11 protein-coding genes are annotated in these 17705 nt (G+C 48.8%); 4 read left to right on the plus strand and 7 right to left on the minus strand.

Annotated elements, in window-relative coordinates; genetic code table 11:
- Positions 1–726: 726 nt before the first annotated feature.
- The gene (locus tag E5355_RS15745) at positions 727–1938 is read right to left on the minus strand and encodes a hypothetical protein (RefSeq protein WP_136011091.1); all 1212 of its coding nucleotides are present in this window, start codon (positions 1936–1938) and stop codon (positions 727–729) included.
- 131 nt (positions 1939–2069) lie between these two features.
- Here E5355_RS15745 and E5355_RS15750 point away from each other — a divergent pair, with 131 nt between their 5' ends.
- The 3 genes from E5355_RS15750 to E5355_RS15760 all read left to right on the plus strand — a co-directional run bounded on the left by E5355_RS15750 (position 2070) and on the right by E5355_RS15760 (position 7126).
- The gene (locus E5355_RS15750) at positions 2070–3248 is read left to right on the plus strand and encodes an ATP-binding protein (protein ID WP_136011092.1); all 1179 of its coding nucleotides are present in this window, start codon (positions 2070–2072) and stop codon (positions 3246–3248) included.
- A 42-nt stretch (positions 3249–3290) separates the two neighbouring features.
- Positions 3291–6848, plus strand: a complete 3558-nt coding sequence (gene nifJ, locus E5355_RS15755; RefSeq protein ID WP_136011093.1) for a pyruvate:ferredoxin (flavodoxin) oxidoreductase — start codon at positions 3291–3293, stop codon at positions 6846–6848.
- A gap of 89 nt (positions 6849–6937) precedes the next feature.
- On the plus strand, positions 6938–7126 hold the full coding sequence (locus E5355_RS15760; protein WP_016273175.1) for a hypothetical protein: 189 nt from the start codon (positions 6938–6940) through the stop codon (positions 7124–7126).
- A gap of 118 nt (positions 7127–7244) precedes the next feature.
- Here the strand turns inward: E5355_RS15760 and E5355_RS15765 are convergent, their stop codons facing one another.
- On the minus strand, positions 7245–10004 hold the full coding sequence (locus E5355_RS15765; RefSeq protein ID WP_210434536.1) for a substrate-binding domain-containing protein: 2760 nt from the start codon (positions 10002–10004) through the stop codon (positions 7245–7247).
- 365 nt (positions 10005–10369) lie between these two features.
- On the opposite strand from E5355_RS15765, the gene E5355_RS15770 reads away from it, so the two are divergent.
- On the plus strand, positions 10370–10813 hold the full coding sequence (locus E5355_RS15770; RefSeq protein ID WP_136011094.1) for a tellurite resistance TerB family protein: 444 nt from the start codon (positions 10370–10372) through the stop codon (positions 10811–10813).
- Positions 10814–10996: 183 nt separating this feature from the next.
- On the opposite strand, the gene E5355_RS15775 is transcribed toward E5355_RS15770, so the two are convergent.
- From E5355_RS15775 to E5355_RS15795, 5 genes are all read right to left on the minus strand, one after another.
- On the minus strand, positions 10997–11884 hold the full coding sequence (locus tag E5355_RS15775) for a carbohydrate kinase family protein (protein WP_136011095.1): 888 nt from the start codon (positions 11882–11884) through the stop codon (positions 10997–10999).
- 233 nt (positions 11885–12117) lie between these two features.
- The gene (locus E5355_RS15785; protein WP_136011096.1) at positions 12118–13290 is read right to left on the minus strand and encodes an MFS transporter; all 1173 of its coding nucleotides are present in this window, start codon (positions 13288–13290) and stop codon (positions 12118–12120) included.
- Positions 13287–15149 (minus strand): DUF4980 domain-containing protein, encoded by a 1863-nt coding sequence (locus E5355_RS15790; protein WP_136011097.1) that lies wholly within the window; start codon positions 15147–15149, stop codon positions 13287–13289. The genes E5355_RS15785 and E5355_RS15790 overlap by 4 nt, the downstream gene beginning before the upstream one ends.
- A gap of 203 nt (positions 15150–15352) precedes the next feature.
- Positions 15353–15487, minus strand: coding sequence for a hypothetical protein (locus E5355_RS20145; RefSeq protein WP_256372009.1), 135 nt, complete (start codon positions 15485–15487; stop codon positions 15353–15355).
- Between the two features lie 14 nt (positions 15488–15501).
- Entirely contained in the window at positions 15502–17637 is a 2136-nt protein-coding gene (locus E5355_RS15795) for a glycoside hydrolase family 32 protein (protein ID WP_136011098.1), read from the minus strand.
- Positions 17638–17705 lie beyond the last annotated feature (68 nt).

The raw sequence follows: 17705 nt of genomic DNA on the forward strand, positions 1-17705 counted from the left end.
ATGCCTTCTTTTATACCCTCTTATAAACTTTCATGCTGACTTGCGAAACTTAAATAAATTAATAACTAAAATTGTAAAATTATTTTGGCAATGGAAGAGAAAGTATAACGAAAAACTATTGTCTTTAGGATAAGGAGAGAAGAGATGCAAAAAAAAGCGCAGGGCATCTTTTTCTGTCTTCTGTAGTTGAGGTCTTAGGAAACCTTGCATAATCAAAGAAGTAAGATGCACCTACGCTAAACGTAGGCGTCAGCCATCTTATTCTTAATCATTATGCAATTTGAAAGTTCCTAAGTTTCAACTACGATTAAAGAATAATAGCAAACGCTAATATTTTCCCATAAAAATGATTACCAGCAACACTTCACTCTTATAATCGAAGGCAAATGTATGGAATCTTATTTAAAAATCGAAGAAAAAAGAGTTTTTTTATAATGATTATCCGTAATATACCCTCATGTCTTCCACATTACGGCACATCAATGCTACCAGGAAGCAAGATATGTGTATAAGCCTGTTGGAAAGGCAGCATAGGGAAGACGCTATTAAAAGCCTTATAATACAATATTGAAAGCCTTATAATATGATATTAGAAGGCTTTTAACCTCATATCACTATAAGGACGAAGCCGACAGAAGCAGTGAAAGGATAAAGATGAAGCATGCAAACAGCCTATCAGAGGCGAGGAATGCGGATAATCATATTTTTATCACTATGAATACAGGACTACCCCACCCTTACAAACGCCCGATACCTGCTTCTCGGCGTAACCGGTATCAACGGCAGATAGCCCGACACCACCCTGCCTTGCTCCACACGCAGCGGGTGTTCCAGCATATCCCTTGCGTGCTGCTCCTGCAAAGCCTCTTGAGCGGGAAAGTATTCGATAGAGAAAAATCCTTCGCCACCGGGAGCGACGAATCTATCGCAGAACGTATGAGCAACAATCCCCATATTCATCCGCAAATTAACCTCCACACAAGGATTGACTGCATACGGATGCCCCTTCTCTTGGCGGCAGACCATCATGTCTACCCCCAAAAAGCCGGTATAATCAGTCCCCAGCGCAGCCAGGCCTTTTCGCACAGACTCGCGCAGACGATGGAATGCTTCCAAAGGAACATAAGTCTGAATCCACTCCTCCACCTGCATGTCCGTGGCCAGCAAATTACCGCGATAGGCCCCTTTGCCATCCGTGACAAAGCGGGAATAGCCTACAAAACGGACACCTCCCTTGCCATCGGCATAGAACTCCATTGCAAAATCCTCCACCTTATTATATATAGGTTCCAACCAGAAAGCCCCATCGGTACGCAAAGCGCGACAACACCAGTCTATCACCTTTTCCATCTCCTCCTGCCGATACCAGCAAAGTCCCTTCCCACTGCCCGACCAAAGCGACTTGCAGATGCACCCACAGTCCTGCCAACGCAACAGCAGCTCCTGCACAGCCTCCCGCCCCTTGTTTGCAAAATCGTCTGCCGTCACAAGAACGCCTTCACCACCACAGAGATAGGACATATTCCCGGCCTCACCACCACATGCGTAGAGCAAACGGACATTGGCGCGCGAAGCCAGTCGGCGATAACGGGAAAGGTCTGCTGCCGAAGGAAGCAGCGATTCCGCTACTCCCCCTTTCAGCATCCGCTTACGGATAGCGGGATTCCATCCCCAAGGCATCACCTGCATATCAGCATAATCGGGTAGCTCCGGCTCCGTCACCAACTGCACATCCAACCGGAACAACTGTTGCATCTGTTTCAGATAATCTGCATTATAGGCGGAAGGAGCCAACACGCCACTACCCGGCCGGGCATACCAAATCGGCAGCAAAGCCAGGTCTTCAGCCATACGACGGATGGTAGCGGGCGCCATATAATTTTCTTCGTTATTTCCCAATGCCATGTCAGCATCAGGATTGAACACATAAAGTTTCATCTCTTTCAATCATTTAATCAATTACCCACTTTTTGTTTGAAAGTGCAAAGTTATACAATATTTTGCCATCTCTACTTTGCAAATACACAAAAAAGCAGTATATTTGCCGCCTGATAAACCGAATTGAAAGCATGGAAGCATTTTACCGTACACACGCTTATCTCGTAGAGCATACCCATGCTCCCGTACGCCGCGACCTGATGGACGAAATAGACTGGAACGACCGTCTTATCGGTATCAAGGGGACAAGAGGCGTAGGTAAGACCACCTTCTTGCTACAATACGCCAAAGAAAAATTCGGAACAGACCGTTCCTGCCTTTTCATCAACATGAACAACTTCTACTTCTCCGGACATGGCATCGTGGAATTTGCCGCCGAGTTCCAGCGCCGCGGAGGAAAAGTGCTGTTGATAGACCAAGTATTCAAATATCCGGAGTGGAGCAAGGAGCTACGCATGTGCTACGACCGTTTCCCAAACTTGAAAATCGTATTCACCGGTTCCTCTGTGATGCGTCTGAAAGAAGAGAATATGGAGTTGCGCGACATTGTGAAAAGCTACAACCTGCGCGGCTTCTCCTTCCGCGAATACCTGAACCTGCAGACGGGCATGAAATTCCATGCCTATCCGCTGGAAGAAATCCTGAGCAACCACGAACAAATAGCCAAAGGCATCCTCTCCAAAGTACGTCCGCTGGACTACATGCAGGACTATATGCACCACGGCTTCTACCCTTTCTTCCTCGAAAAGCGCAACTTTTCGGAGAATCTGCTCAAGACGATGAACATGATGGTGGAAGTGGATATCCTTCTAATCAAACAAATAGAACTGAAATATCTTTCGAAGATAAAGAAATTGCTATATTTATTGGCTGTGGACGGACCGAAAGCACCGAACGTCAGCCAACTGGCAAACGACATACAGACATCCCGCGCCACAGTAATGAATTACATCAAGTATCTGGCAGACGCACGACTCATCAATATGGTATATCCGAAGGGAGAGGAATTTCCCAAGAAGCCGTCGAAGATAATGATGCACAATTCAAATCTGATGTATTCCATCTATCCCGTCAAGGTGGAAGAGCAGGACGTACTGGACACTTTCTTTGCCAACACAATGTGGAAAGACCACAAGGTGAACAAGGGCGACAAGAACATCTCGTTCATGGTAGACGAGGTGATGCCTTTCAAGATTTGTCCGGAAGGGACAAAGATAAAGAATAATCCGGGAGTCACTTATGTACTGCATAAGGCGGAAATAGGCCGAGGTAACCAAATACCTCTCTGGTTATTCGGCTTCTTGTATTAAGAAAGAGAGATTTTTTACTTAAATAAATAATTCAATTTAGTTATGACTAAACAGAAGAAATTCATTACTTGTGATGGTAACCAGGCTGCTGCACATATCTCGTATATGTTCTCCGAAGTAGCTGCCATCTACCCCATCACCCCCTCTTCTACGATGGCTGAATACGTAGACGAATGGGCTGCCGCAGGTCGCAAGAACATCTTCGGCGAAACAGTATTGGTACAGGAAATGCAATCGGAAGGCGGCGCTGCCGGTGCCGTTCACGGCTCTCTGCAAGCCGGTGCGCTGACTACCACCTACACAGCTTCACAAGGTCTGTTGCTGATGATTCCGAACATGTACAAGATTGCCGGTGAATTCCTGCCTTGCGTGTTCCACGTATCGGCACGTACACTGGCAAGCCATGCACTGTGTATCTTCGGCGACCACCAAGACGTCATGTCTGCACGCCAGACAGGTTTTGCCATGTTGGCCGAAGGTTCCGTACAAGAAGTCATGGACCTGGCAGGTGTTGCCCACCTGTCCACCATCAAGGCACGTGTTCCGTTTATGAACTTCTTCGACGGTTTCCGTACTTCTCACGAAATCCAGAAGATTGAGATGCTGGAGAACGAAGACCTCGCTCCGCTTATCGACCAGGAAGCTCTGGCTGAATTCCGCGCACGTGCATTGAACCCGATGAATCCGGTTGCCCGTGGTATGGCCGAAAACCCCGACCACTTCTTCCAACACCGTGAGTCTTGCAACAATTACTACGAAGCTGTTCCGGCTATCGTTGAGGAATACATGAACGAGATTTCCAAAATCACAGGCCGCAAGTACGGTTTGTTCGATTACTATGGTGCAGAAGATGCAGAACGCGTCATCATCGCCATGGGTTCTGTAACGGAAGCTGCCCGCGAAGCCATCGACCACCTCGTTGCCAATGGCGAAAAGGTAGGTTTGGTTGCCGTTCACTTGTATCGTCCGTTCTCTGCCAAGCACTTCCTGGCCGCCGTTCCCAAGACTGCCAAGAAGATTGCCGTACTGGATCGTACGAAAGAACCGGGTGCCAACGGTGAACCGCTGTACCTCGACGTAAAAGACTGCTTCTACGGTGCAGAGAATGCTCCGGTCATCGTAGGCGGCCGTTACGGTTTGGGCTCAAAGGACACTACTCCCGCACAAATCCTCGCCGTTTACAAGAACCTGGCCATGCCGATGCCGAAGAACCACTTCACTATCGGTATCGTAGACGACGTCACCTTCACTTCTCTGCCGCAGGAAGAAGAAATCGCATTGGGCGGCGAAGGCATGTTCGAAGCCAAATTCTACGGTTTGGGTGCTGACGGTACGGTAGGTGCCAACAAGAACTCCGTGAAGATTATCGGTGACAATACCGACAAGCACTGCCAGGCTTATTTCTCTTACGACTCCAAGAAATCAGGCGGTTTCACCTGCTCACACCTGCGTTTCGGTGACACTCCTATCCGCTCTACATATCTGGTAAATACACCTAACTTTGTGGCTTGCCACGTTCAGGCTTACCTGCACATGTACGACGTAACCCGCGGTTTGCGTAAAAACGGCTCTTTCTTGCTGAACACCATCTGGGAAGGCGAAGAACTGGCCAAGAACCTGCCTAACAAGGTGAAGAAGTACTTTGCACAAAACAATATCACTGTTTACTATATCAACGCAACCCAGATTGCACAAGAAATCGGTTTGGGCAACCGTACCAACACCATCCTGCAATCCGCATTCTTCCGTATCACCGGCGTTATTCCGGTTGACTTGGCTGTAGAGCAGATGAAGAAATTCATCGTTAAGTCTTACGGCAAGAAGGGTGAAGATGTTGTCAACAAGAACTATGCAGCCGTTGACCGTGGCGGTGAATACAAGCAGCTGGCCGTCGATTCTGCTTGGGCCAATCTGGCAGACGACGCCAAGGCTGAAAACAACGACCCTGCATTCATCAACGAAGTGGTTCGTCCTATCAATGCACAAGACGGTGACCTGTTGCCGGTATCTGCATTCAAGGGTATCGAAGACGGTACTTGGGAACAAGGTACTGCCAAATACGAAAAACGTGGCGTGGCTGCATTCGTTCCCGAATGGAATGCTGAAAACTGTATTCAGTGTAACAAGTGCGCTTACGTTTGTCCTCACGCTGCCATCCGTCCGTTCGTACTCGATGCCGAAGAGCAGAAGGGTGCCGACTTCACTCAACTGAAGGCTGTAGGTAAGGCATTCGACGGCATGACATTCCGTATTCAGGTAGACGTTCTCGACTGTCTGGGTTGCGGCAACTGTGCCGATGTTTGTCCGGGTAACCCGAAGAAGGGTGGCAAGGCTCTGACTATGAAGCACCTCGAAAGCCAATTGCCGGAAGCTGCCAACTGGACTTACTGTACTGAAAACGTGAAGAGCAAACAACACCTGGTCGACATCAAGGCTAACGTGAAGAACTCTCAGTTCGCTACTCCTTTGTTTGAGTTCTCAGGCGCTTGCTCCGGTTGTGGTGAAACTCCGTACGTCAAACTGATTTCCCAGTTGTTCGGTGACCGCGAAATGGTGGCCAACGCAACAGGATGTTCTTCCATCTACTCCGGTTCAGTACCTTCTACTCCTTATACCAGGAACGAAAAAGGTCACGGTCCTGCTTGGGCAAACTCATTGTTCGAGGACTTCTGCGAATTCGGTCTAGGTATGGAGCTTGCCAACGAAAAGATGCGTGCACGTATCGTGAAGGCTATGGAAGATGCCATCGCAGCAGAAGGAACTCCGGCCGAATACAAAGAAGTATTCCAGGCTTGGATTGAAAACATGTACGATGCAGACAAGAGCAAAGAACTGGCTGAAAAGATCATTCCGATGGTAGAAGCAGCCAAAGACAAGTGCGACAGCTGCAAGGCCATCGCCAGCTTGTCTCAATACCTGGTAAAACGCAGCCAGTGGATTATCGGTGGTGACGGTGCTTCTTACGACATCGGTTACGGTGGTCTCGACCATGTAATCGCAAGCGGTAAGGATGTCAACATCCTCGTACTGGATACCGAGGTTTACTCCAACACGGGCGGACAGTCTTCTAAGTCTACTCCGGTAGGTGCCATCGCCAAGTTTGCCGCTGCCGGCAAGCGTGTACGCAAGAAAGACCTCGGCCTGATGGCTACTACTTACGGTTATGTATACGTTGCTCAAATCGCCATGGGTGCCGACCAGGCTCAAACCCTGAAGGCTATCCGTGAGGCAGAAGCATATCCCGGCCCGTCACTCATCATCGCTTACGCTCCGTGTATCAACCACGGTCTGAAGGCAGGTATGGGCAAGAGCCAGGCAGAGGAAGAAAAGGCTGTCAAGTGTGGTTACTGGCACTTGTGGCGCTACAACCCGGCTTTGGAAGCCGAAGGCAAGAATCCGTTCACGCTGGATAGCAAGGAACCGGATTGGAGCGGATTCCAAGACTTCTTGAAAGGCGAAGTTCGTTACGCATCCGTAATGAAACAATATCCGCAGGAAGCCGACGAGCTGTTCAAGGCAGCTGAAGAAAACGCTAAATGGCGTTACAACAGCTACAAGCGTCTTTCCAAAGAGAATTGGGGCGCTGAAGTTGCAGAGTAATTCCGATTACTAAATAAAGAATAGAGGCTGCTCCTGAATAAGGCGCAGTCTCTATTTGTTTTAATCAACAATACTAAATATCACAGGTTATGATTGGATTTATCATTTGGGTTATCGGCGTGGTTCTGTGTGTCAAAGCCGTACTTGAAATCATGAAGTGGCCGGTAGACGGCGTGAAGAAACTATTAGTTGCGATTATCCTCCTGCTTACCAGCTGGATCGGAATCTGCGTCTACTACTTCTGGGGAAGAGAGAACCTGCCTCAAATACTGAAATAAACTTTGGTATCGTCTGAACAGAAGTAAAAACAAACATGTGTATCGGGTGGGAATCGCACGACAGCGTTTCCCGCCCGATTTATTTTCGGGAGTCAAACGGAGAATACAATCCGTTTCATTAGCCTCTTCTTTTCAGGAACCCGGTAGGACTCTCCCCAAACTGTTCCTTATAGCATTTCGTGAAATAGGAAGGTGACGAAAAGCCCACTTCATAAGCAATCTCCGCTACCGTCATGTCAGAGGAAGCAAGCAGTGAGGCAGCCTTTTTCAACCTCATCTGGCGCAGCAGCTCATTCGGCGAATAGTTGGTCAGCGATTTCAGCTTACGGTAAAGCTGCACACGGCTCATACCCATATTCCGTCCCAAGTCCTCCACATTGAGTTCCGCATCTTTCATCCTCTCCCCGACAAGCGATTTGAAGCGGGAGACAAAGTCCTTATCCAAGTCACTGATGGTTTCCTTCTCAATAGTCTGGTTATCTCCGAAAAACTGCCTCAACTGACGACGGTTTGCAATGAGATTGCGGACACGCGACAAGAGCAACTGCGAATTGAACGGCTTGGAAATATAAGAATCGGCACCGCCATCATAGCCTTGGATACGCTGCTCGTCCAGCGAGCAGGCCGTCAGCAGAATCACCGGGATATGGCATGTCTGCAACTCTCCCTTCAAGCGGCGGCAACATTCCACACCATCCATACCAGGCATCATTACATCCGAGACAATCACATCCGGCACATACCTCATGGCCAGCCGGATACCCTCTGACCCGTCCGCTGCATCCAGTACGCGGAATTCGTTCGACAACAGCGACTTCACATAGCTGCGTATATCCGAATTATCGTCAATTACCAGCACAGTAGGACAATCGGCCTCAACCACCTCTTCGCCTGCCTTCACTTCCATATCTATCAGGGTAGACGACACTTCCTCCCCTTCAACAGGCAACGTCACTATAGTGGGGCGATACTGCGAAACATCCTGCTGTGGAAAAGTAACGGTAAAGGTAGTACCTTTCTCGTCGCTGCGTGCCGTGATGTTGCCGCCATGCATCTCCACAAAGGCACGTACCAGCGCCAGTCCGATACCGGTACCGGCCTGATGCCCGTTTACTTGATAGAAACGCTCGAAGATGGCTTCCACATCGGTCGAAGAAATGTAACTGCCGGAATTGAAGACGGACAGAGTATAGTTCTGTTCCGCCTTTAACAAGCGTAGGGCGATTTTCCCGTTCTCCGGCGTATACTTCACGGCATTGGAGAAGAGATTGAAGTAAATGCGCTCCATCTTCTCCGCATCCGCCATCATCCGGAAGTCCGCATCGGGAGATGCCTCAAAGCTGAAAGCAATATGTTTCTTCAGCAACGCCATGCGGAAAGAATCGTTCCAGCCCCGGAAGCTGTCGAGCAAATCAAAAGGTTCGAGATGAAGCTCCATGCGCCCGTTCTCCACCTTCCGGAAATCAAGTATCTGGTTAACCAGGCGAAGCAGGATATGCACATTCTTTTTCATCAGTTCGAGGAGCTGGCGCGGCTGTCCGTCGATAGTGCGGTTTGCAAGAAGCTGCTCTATGGGATCAGCTATCAGCGTCAGCGGAGTACGGAAATCGTGCGAAATATTCGTGAAGAACACCAACTTGGCATGCGTAGCCTCCTCCAATTCATGAGAAAGCTGTTCCAACTGCGACTTCTGCACTTCCAGCTGTTCCTTCTGCTGTATCAACTGTGTTTTCTGTTCCTCCAGTTTCTTTTTCTGCATGGACAGCTCACGGTTCAACCGATTCTTGGCACGCAAGGAGAGGTAGACAGCCACCAACAAGCCGACCAGCAACAACAAGGCGGACAGACTGCCGTACAAGACAACCTGCTGTGTGGCATAGCGGACCAAATACTGGTTTATCTTTCCGTTCAGGGTTTCTATCTTTCCATCCAGGGTGCCGATGTGGGCGGTCTGCATCTTCATGATGAGAGCATTGTCGCGATTGACGACGGAAGTACCCAGGATAGTTTCACGGGGAAAATCACGCTTGTTCAGGATATCCATGGCAATCTGCATCACACGGTCGCCACCGGTAGGATATATAAACGTGGCATCCAGTTCGCCGGCAAGCACTTTCTCCACTCCATAATCTTTGCCGGGCAGAGCGTCTATGCCGATGAACCGCATTTCTTTCTCCCGCCCCTTGCTAGCAACGGCAGCATAGGCCCCTGCCGCCATGCGGTCATTCTGTGCATACACCAGGTCGATATGAGGGAAACGGTCTAGCAGGATATCCATTTTTTCTTCGGCCTTAAGTTGCAGCCAGGCACCGTCTTCAACGGCCAGCAACCGGATACCGGGATAAGCGGATAGAGCCTTCACAAATCCTTGATGACGGTCTACGGCGGGTGTGGAGCCCACCAAACCGGAAATTTCAACCACATCTCCCTGCCCGTGCAACACATTGGCCACATACTCTCCCACAGCTTTCCCTATCTCGTAGTTGTCTGCACCGACGTAGGCCGTGTATTTATCCGAAAGGATTTTACGATCTATCACAATCACCGGAATGCCCCGGTTGTATGCCTCTTCCACCACCGGAGTGATCGGAGCGGCTTCATTAGGGGCCACAATCAGCAGGTCCACCCCTTCGGCTATCAGTTCACGAATGTCTTCTGCCTGACGGTCATTATCGTCGACGGCCGTACGAATGTCCACCTCCACATCTTCATAGAAATGGGCTTCACGGAGTATCTCGCTGTTCATCCGGCGGCGCCATTCATCCTCGCTACATTGGGAAACGCCGATACGGAAACGTGCCTCACGCCGGGAGCAGGCCACCGCCACTCCCCAAAACACAAGCAAAAAGAATAAAATCCGAAGGTTATGTTGTCTCATCATTTTACTTTTGATTTAAGATATTGTTTCGTTTTTCTTTCATATTCTCCACCATTGCTCCCAATCCACACAACAACAGACACTCCCGAAAAACCGGAGCAAGGCCAAGCCGATAACCGCAGTTGAGCAAATCTAAATAAAATCTTCCAAAAAGACGAATAAAATGGGAAAAAGTTGCCTCACCAGCACTGTTACCCCAATGGCAATGCAAACGCTTCCCGGCCCATGGCATCAATGTATAATGAATAAAGAGAAACTCTTTTTCTCTCTAAAAGCTTTTCTAAACCGATGCAAATATATACCTTTGTATCACCATCGAACAACTCAATGGTAACAAAACATTATTAATTTCAAACATAATCAATATGGGAATATTTGACAAAATTTTCAAAGCTGTGCCAGAAGAAGAGAAGCTGACCCAGCAAGAAGCATTTGCCGGAATTGCTCTTGCAATGGCCGGTGCAGATGGAAGTATTGCAGAATCCGAATGGGCAGGAATCGTTAACTACATCCGTCGATTGAGAATATACGACAACTTCTCCAATCCGGCTTTCGACAAGCTGTTCGACAAGTTATTCAGAATCCTCAGGAACCAAGGTCCCGGTGCATTGGTCAACGCTTCCGTTGAAGGTCTTTCCGAAGATTTGAGGCTTACAGCTTTTGCATGCGCGGTAGATATTGCATTGGCAGACGGCGTGCTGGAAGAAGAAGAAAAGGAACTGATTAACCAGATGGCAGAATCTCTCGAAATCCCCGAACAGACTGCCATATCCATCATCGAGGTAATGATTATCAAGAACAAAGCCTAAACAACCTGAACCCGATATAGGACTTTGTTTTTAATGGTATAGAAACCAAACGTGATTAAACAATGCTATCTCGATTTCCCTTCCCCCACTGGAGGAGAGAAATCGAGATAGTACTTTTAACTCATAACACTTCTGAAAAAACTTATAACTGATAGGAAACGAGCAAAGTCTTTTATCACCTTATCACCCCAATCGTTCTCTGAACGCTTCGGGCAACTCCGGCATGGCACCGCTTTGCGTGCAAACGTATGCAGAGAACTCCGCGGCCAGTTTATGGGCATCGGGTACCTGCTTTCCGCTGAGAATGGCAGCCGTGAAAGCTGCCGTGAACGAATCGCCCGCCCCCACGGTATCAGCCACCGGCACTTTCGGAGTCTCCTGGAAGGAAACCACTCCCGGAGTAAACACATAACTGCCGTTCGTTCCGCAAGTCAGGATAAGCATTTTCAAATTATATTTGGCCAGCAGAATCCAGCATTTGTCCTGCAAGTCGATGCCCGGATAGCCGAAGATACGGCTGATGGTCACCAGTTCCTCATCGTTTATCTTGAGAACATTGCAGCGGCGCATGGATTCGCAAAGTATCTCCTTAGTATAGAAACCCTGGCGGAGGTTGATGTCGAATATCTTCAACTGCTCGTCCATATCAGGCATCGCATCAAGAAAACGGTTGATAGTGGCGCGGCTAGTTTCACTGCGTTGCGCCAAAGAGCCGAAACACACGGCACGGGTATTCAGTGCCAGATGTCTCAATTCATCCGTAAACGGGATATTATCCCAAGCGACCCCTTCCTTTATTTCATAGCAAGGAACCCCTACGGCATCAAGAGTCACCTGTACGGTTCCGGTCGGATAAGGCACACGCTCTATCTGAGTTCGCAAGCCTTTCCGGGCAAAGACATCCAGAATCTCGTTTCCGTCGGCATCGGCACCTACGGCACTGACCACGCAACTGTCGAACCCAAACTGCGATGCATGGTAAGCAAAGTTTGCCGGAGCACCGCCTATCTTCTTCCCTTCGGGGAGGCAATCCCATAAAGCCTCACCCATTCCTACAATTACCTTATTCATGATATTATTTAGTTTATTGAATCATATGTTTTCATTCGTAGCGGCCTATTGTTCCACCTGACAAGAAGCAGTAAAAAAGTTGCCAAGTATAGGACAAAAAGTTGCCAACTACCTATTAAAAAGTTTCTAAGAACCAAGGATTATCTCTATCCCAAGGCTTGGGATAGACATCCGCAGGCTGGGGACAGATATCCGCAGCTTTGGGACATGCGTCCCCATCCTGCGAACAAACATTACCGCTTCATACGCAGCATATAGAAGAACAGATAGACTACCCCTACCGTCATCACAGCCACGGCACCGCTTTGTCCTACAGCATCACTTGCCAAGCCCATTGCTATCGGAAATACCGTACCGCCGAAGAGCCCCATAATCATCAAGCCGGAAACCTCGTTCTTCTTTTGTGGCATAGCAAGCAACGCCTGGGAGAAAATAACCGGAAAGATGTTCGAATTGCCGAAACCGATGAGGGCAATGCAAATATATATCATCGTCTTTTCATGGAATACGAACAACCCTACCATCGCCACTAACATACATAACACGCTGATGCCGAAGAAGGTTCGGGGAGCCATCTTTTGAAGGATGAAGGTTCCGAGAAAGCAACCCGCCGTGCGGAAGATGAAGTAAAGGCTGGTGGCAAAGCCGGCATCGGCCAGCGTCATGCCCAGGCGCTCCATCAGAATCTTGGGCGCCGTGGTATTCGTACCTACGTCAATGCCTACATGGCACATGATGCCCAAGAAGCAGAGAAAGATAAACGGCTTGCCCAGCAGGGCGAGGCACTCCCCGAAGGTGGAAGGGCGCCCCTCTTCCTTTTCTTCGCGGATGGAAGTACCGCTCAGCCAAAGAATGGCAATCACCGCAATGACCATATAGACCGGGAACAGCACCCTCCAGCCCATGCCCAGAGACGGAATGACCTGCGTAGCTCCCCACATGGCAATGTATGGAGCCAGAAACGAAGCAATGGCTTTTACAAACTGTCCGAAAGTGAGCGAACTTGCCAGCCGCTCGCCGCTTACGATGTTGGAAAGCAGCGGGTTGAGCGACGTTTGCATCAGCGCATTACCGATGCCCAGCAATGAGAACGAGAGCAGCATCAGCACGTAGCCGTCTCCGAAAACCGGGAGAAGCAAAGAGGCAAACGTGATGACAAGGCTGAGAAGCACCGTCTTCTTGCGTCCGATGCGGTTCATCAGCATACCCGTAGGTACGGAGAAGATGAGAAACCAGAAGAACACCAGAGACGGGAATATATTGGCTTGCGAGTCGGTCAGGTTCAAGTCGGCCTTCACGTAGTTGGAAGCGATGCCTACCAAGTCTACAAAGCCCATGGCGAAGAAGCAAAGCATGACCGGAAAGAGCTTTGCCAAGGAAGCGGAAGATGTAGCAGATTGTTTCATTTTACAATGTTCTTTTTAATGGTCAAATTATTTTCTACCTCCAGCGGATAGACGGTCAGGTTTCCTACCCGGCAACGGCCTTTGTCGGTCGATATGGAAAGAGTGGTGTAGGGTTCCGTGGGGAAAACCAAGTTTGTCATGACGAAACGCCCCTCTCCGTCGAAAGCCTCGATGCTGCAACGATCTATGAACAAACGCAGATGTTGTTTTCTGCCCTGAGGGGCCGGAGCCAGCGTGATGGCAGGAAAATCCTTGCTGAAGTCCGTCAGACCGCTTCGGGTGCGATCCATGCCGAAACTGTTGTCTGTCAGATTATAGGTCAGGACGGTCTGTTCCCCTTTAAGATTACTCAAGGTAATGTTTACCTTTCCGGCAGTGCGGGCGTCCAATTCCAGATTCACCTCACAGATTCCGTTATTGGCAACAGGCAGTTTCTTTGCCACACCGTTCTTGCCTACAGAGAAAGCACCGTAATCCATCGTTTTCTTGCCCCGCAAAGCCAATGTTTCGGGAGCCGGTACGGTAGTGAGATAATAGTCGCCGTCACCGACTTTGTAAAGACCCAAGTCGCGCGGAAGAGAATTGGCACTGCGATACTGCTTGGTGGGCACGTTGTTGGCGTACTGCCAATTACTCATCCACGCTATCACAGTATGTCTGTCATCAGGAGCATTGCTCCACGACACAGTGGCATAATGGTCCTTTCCGTAGTCCATCCACTTGGTGACTTCGGGCTTGGTGTCGCAAGTAAAAGTCTTGCCATCGAAATCACCTACAAAGTACTGTGCCGCACTGCCGCCGAAGGGGCCTCCGGGATTGATGTTGCAGATAAGCACCCACTTCTTCTCGTCGGTACCCCGAACGGGCAACTGCATCAGGTCCGGGCATTCCCATACTCCCTCCTGACATCCGTAACCACGACCGAAGCTGCTCTCCTTTTTCCAGTTCTTCAAGTCGGGAGAAGAGTATATCCACATCTCCCTCTCCAGCGCGGCGGCAAGGACAAGAATCCATCTGCCGCTTTCGGCATGCCAGAACATATTCGGGTCGCGGCACTCCTTGTCCGAGGTGATGATGGGATTGTTTTCGTAGGTCTTGAAAGTCCGTCCGTTGTCCAAGCTATAGGCAAGACTCTGTATCTGGCTGGCACCTGCCGAGGTATAGATAGCGACAACGGCATCCTTGCCGAAACCAGCGGTGTTCTCCTTGTCCACCACACAGCTGCCGCTGAAAATCATTCCCAGCCCGTCGGGCACGAGCACCGGCTCTTCCGCTTTCCAGTTCACCAGGTCGGTGCTGGTGGAGTGTCCCCAACTAAGATTTCCCCACATGGAACCGTAGGGATTGTACTGGAAACAGAGATGATACACCCCATCCTTGTAGAACATCCCGTTGGGATCATTCATCCAGCCATAGCGGGGAGTATGATGAAAAAGCGGGCGGAAAGCTTCGCTGTTAGATGCGTCAAACGTATCGCTCAGGCATATATCGCTCCAGCAGGCATCCTCCATGGCATCGCGTACGTTGGCACGGCTGTTGCCCGTATGCACGTCCAGCGACACCTTGCCGGTTTCATACGGAGCCAGGTCGAAAGGCACCCGGTAATCCACGCGATTCATGGCAAGACGTACCGTCAGCGTACGCTCCACCTTATTATTTACCAGTACATGAATGGTTGCCTCCGGAGCAGCCTCTTCAACGGGCAACAACAAATACTTCCTGGGAGACACTACTTGTATCAGACTATGGTTGGCACCCAGATAATGGACCTTCAGTCCCTCTTGATTTTGCGCCGCACAAAGTCCAACGCTCATCCACAGCAGGAAGAGCAATGCGACCAAATTTCGTTTTACGTTCATAATAGATATTTTATGTTTATTCATGGTTTCATGTTTTTCATCCGTTGCAAAGATACGGCCTTACGCCATTCCCGACTATCTTTTTTGTTTCAAAGCATACTACAAATGTTACATTCAGTCTAAAAATAGCCGTCAAGGCAGACCAGCGTGTCCTTTTCGTTCACAAAGAAAGAGACAATTCCACAACCATCATTGTTGGCAAATCATCTTAGCGAATCGGGAGACACAGAAGAGTGAGGACGATAAGGCTCTTTGTATAAACTGTCTGAATTCATTTGTGCACCGGCAGACAATGTTCCTGCCAATAAAAGCACACCCAATATAGTTGGTATCTTCATTTTCTGCATTTTCATTAAAAGTTCATCTTTACCCTTGCATCTTTCAGTCTCCAAACTTCGGCAGCAACTTCCGTTGTATTTCCATCAGAGAATAGTTCCAATAGCGTACTGTTTTCTTTCAGAGGAAAGATTCTTGTAGTGAATGCATCCTCATCATTAATAAATCCTTCCACCACAGAACCGTCTATAAATAGACGAATCTCCACCGGCTTGGTTGTATCCAACCGATACCGGTCCTTGCGGATCTTCAAAGGAATGTGTGCACGCAAGGAAGAATGCGTCTGGTCTACAATAAGTTCCTCCTTTTCCACATCATAATAAATCAGGCTATATTCGCTATTATCCGGATTCTTGCACAATGTAAATCCAAACCGTCTTGCGTCACCGGGATAAAAAGTCGCCTTGACTTCAAGCTGATGTTCCCTTCTGCTCAAAATGCATGGTTTCGCAGCAGTCAATGCCTGCCTGGAATAAACCGTGGATTGTTCACGCAATTGTTTCATTACGGGATGGGGTGTCTGGCATAGTTTTCCATCTTTCAACTGCCATCTTCTGGGCATACTATAGAGATGCGCCCATCCTTGTTCATAAGTGGCTTCCCCTCCTATTTCATCGGGTATAATGGCAATGGCAGCAACATCCCCTTCCAGAGTCTCCACAACAGAGGGAGACAGCAAGCGGTTGATGACCTCCAGATTTTGAGGAACCGGATTGTCCGGTACAAACTTCTCATTCTTGAAATCTCCTATCCAATATTGGCAACGCGCAGGTATGCCTTTATGAGGAACCCTATTCACCAAAAGAACATACTTGCCGCCCATCTTCTTAAAGACCGGCATTTCCCAGAAAATACCGGAATCATCCACTTCCGGATTTCCCTCAAACAGTAAATGTACAAAATCCCATTTCTTCAGGTCTGCCGATTTATAAAGCAACAAAGCTCCATGGGGTGTATCGGTCTGCTCAATGCCGAAGCCGATAATCATATACCAGACATCACCTTCTTTCCAGACATACTGGTCGCGCATGTCCGTACGGGTATATCCGGCAGGCTTCTCGGCGATAACCGGATTACCCGCATATTTCTCCCATTCTATCAGCGCAGTATCTTTCGGAAAAGCAATACCTACTCCCAGATTGTCTCCACCGGCTGTATATATCAGTTGGGGGATACCGTCATCATTGATGACAGCATATCCGGACCATATTCCATTCTTGTCATAAGCAGCATCAGGAGTCAAAGCCGGCTTTTCCTCAGTCCAATGAAGCATATCGGGACTGCTGAAATGTCCCCAATTTATCTGCCCCAGGAAAATGGCAGAAGCATTCTTCTGATTGAATATATGGTATTTACCTTTATAAAGAAGCAAGCCATGCGTTTCATTAGTCCAGTTGGCAGCCGGCAACAGATGATAGCGGGGACGGTTGAAGTCCTTCGCAAAACGGGTTTCCGGAATAGCCAAAACCGGAGTTTTCTTCAATCCCAAGGCAATCTCGTCTCTCCATGCAGACGAATCATCGGAAAAGGGAGTGAGGCTTATCCCGTCAATCAACCCGTTTATAGCCGTAACATCGTACATCCAAACCTTCTTTTCCCTGAAATCCTTACCTACCCGAAGGGTCATTTCCCCACCCAGTAAGTTCCGAGGCCATACCTCCGCACTCATCCTCTGCCCATTCAGGCAAACCGATTCATTGCTCAAATCAAGGCCCACATGCAGCCACTTGAAACGGTCGACTTTTGTCTTTAATGAACAGTAAGAGTATGAGCCATTCTGCCCCATTCCCAACAGCAGCTCACCATAACGGTCTACACATACCGCTACAGATGTTCCTGCCATGTCTCTGATTCCCATAAAGGCAGCAGTATCCGTCGGATAAGATTCCAAAGCAAACCATCCGGACAACGACGAAACCTCTCCTTCCGCGGTGGTTTCCATCCAGGTGGAATAGCCGTCTGTACGAAGGGCCTTACCTTCGACTCCGGCAACAAATTCCGGTATTTCCTTTATAGTGTACAAATTCAACAGTGACTTGCCGTCACTGGAAAGTAAAGGGTCGTGCCCGTCAAACGACCACGTTTTCTGAGCAAAAGCTGCATTCAAAGAAAGCAATAGACAGCCCAATATAGAATAGGCAAAGTGTTTCATAATAAAAGATTGTTTAAAGAAAGAGGGGGGAAACAAATGTTTCACCTCCCTTACGTTTCTATTTCAAA

Source organism: Bacteroides muris (ex Afrizal et al. 2022), from assembly GCF_004793475.1.
Taxonomy (GTDB): domain Bacteria; phylum Bacteroidota; class Bacteroidia; order Bacteroidales; family Bacteroidaceae; genus Bacteroides; species Bacteroides muris.